Genomic DNA, 1,861 nt, shown 5'->3' with positions numbered 1-1,861 from the left:
GGGAGCCGTCCAGAGCCCCTTCCGTAGCTGGTACGAAGACCGCCTCGGACGGGACTACCGCATCCAGGACCTCTTCGGCGGCATCAGTGACGCCTCGTCCGCCGTGATGAGTTCGATCCTGCTGCCGTTCCTCTTCGCCGCGCTGGTGACCCTGGCCGGTGTCCTCCTCCGGTCCCGCTGGATCGTGGCGGTGGCCGGCCTGATCGTCCTCGGCTTCACCGTGCTGTGGATGGTCCGGCAGGGCCAGCAGGCCGGCAGCCTGAGCGTCGGCGGCGGATCGGGGCTGCGGGAGGGGGTGGCCCAGGCGCTGGCGGGCGGAGTGCTGCTCCTGCTGGGCGCGCTGGTGATGTCCGGGCGCACGCGGGGCGTGGGGCGCAGGCACACGGCCGAGCCGTACCCCGCTCCGGCGGACGACCGCCCCGACACCTGGCCCCCGACGCAGGAGCCCGGACCGTCCTCGCACACGTCGTCGGCCCCCGAGCCGGAGGCGGACCCGTACACCGGTCCCGGCCGCCACCGGGCGCCCGCGAGCGACGAGGACACGGCGGAGTTCCCGGTCCGGGACGAGGGCCCCGGCCCCTACCGCCCTCCGCACCCCTGAGCCGTGACCGTGTCCCCGGTCAGGTCCGCGCCCGGTTGCCCGTGCCCGTCCCCTTCAGCGCGTCCAGCGCGTACACGCACCGGTCCTTGCTGCAGGCGTACACGACGCCCGCCCGCGCCACCGGGGAGCCGGTGATCTCTCCGCCGGTGGCGAGCTTCCAGCGGAGCTGCCCGCCTGCCGCGTCCAACGTGTACAGGACGTGGTCCGCCGAGCCGAAGTGGACCCGGCCGTCCGCGACCACCGGCGCGCCGACCACCTCGCCGCCCGCCGCGAACCGCCACTTCGGCGTACCGGTCACCGCGTCCAGCGTGTAGAGCGCGCTGCCACTGCCCACATGCACGTTCCCGCCCGTCACCAGCACCGGTTCGACGGACTGCCGGGCCTCGGTCGCGATCCGCCACCGGTCCTTGCCGGTCGAGGCGTCCAGCGCGTAGACGGTGCCGAGGTAGTCGGCCAGGTACACGCCGCCCCCCGTGACGGCCGGCCCCGGGGCGAAGGCGGGCGGCGAGAGGAAGGCGGCCGGCGACTCGAAGTGCCAGCGCACCCGGCCCGAGACCGTGTCCACCGCCAGCACCCGGGTCCCCGCGGCGACGTACACGAAGCCGTCCTCGGCCGGCGTCACCCGCACCGGCACCCCTCCGCAGGACGCCGCGTCGCCGATCGGGTACGACCAGCGCTCCACGCCGGTGCGCGCGTCCACGGCCCGCAGCCGCGCGTCCTGCCACAGGTAGACCGTGCCGTCGTGCAGGACGGGTCCGGCCTCCGGCGTCTCGAAGTCCGTCTGCACCCCCGAGACGTCCCACAGCCGCTCGCCGCTGGACGCCTCCCACGCCTGCACGCCTCCGCCGCGCGTCCCGGTCAGCACGGTGCCGCGGTCGGCCTTCAGGGAGTACACCCAGGCGTCCGTGCCCAGCCGCCACCGTTCCGCGCCGGTCGCCGCGTCCAGCGCGTACAGCGACGGGCCGTCCGACGCGTGGATCCTGCCCCCGTCGACCGCCATCGACCAGGCGACGTCCCGGGTCTTGAACTGGCGCCGTCCGTTGCCCACGTCCAGCGCGTGCACCTCGAAGGACGTCACATAGAGCAGGTCGCCCACCACGACGGGCGTCCCCCACACGTCGTTCGACATGCGGAAACGCCACGGACGCCAGCGTTCGGGGGCGGCGGGCGCCGCGTCCGGGGCGGGGGTGGGCGCGGGCACCGGGTGCGGCGGGTGACCGGCGGGCCCCGTCATCCCGGCGGGCGGACGCACCCAGCCGG

At 75.4% G+C, this 1,861-nt stretch carries 2 protein-coding genes; one reads left to right on the top strand and one right to left on the bottom strand.

The window, feature by feature from the left end; all coding sequences use genetic code 11:
- On the top strand, positions 1–601 hold a 601-nt coding region (locus tag IH13_RS0106130), incomplete at its 5' end, for a hypothetical protein (RefSeq protein ID WP_031081694.1).
- Between the two features lie 19 nt (positions 602–620).
- On the opposite strand, the gene IH13_RS0106125 is transcribed toward IH13_RS0106130, so the two are convergent.
- A partial coding sequence (locus IH13_RS0106125; protein WP_031081693.1) for an outer membrane protein assembly factor BamB family protein occupies positions 621–1,861 on the bottom strand: 1,241 nt, incomplete at its 5' end.

Source organism: Streptomyces sp. NRRL WC-3549, assembly GCF_000721935.1.
GTDB lineage: Bacteria > Actinomycetota > Actinomycetes > Streptomycetales > Streptomycetaceae > Streptomyces.
The sequence above is the reverse complement of the archived record's forward strand: the minus strand, read 5'-3'. Positions and strand labels throughout refer to the sequence as shown.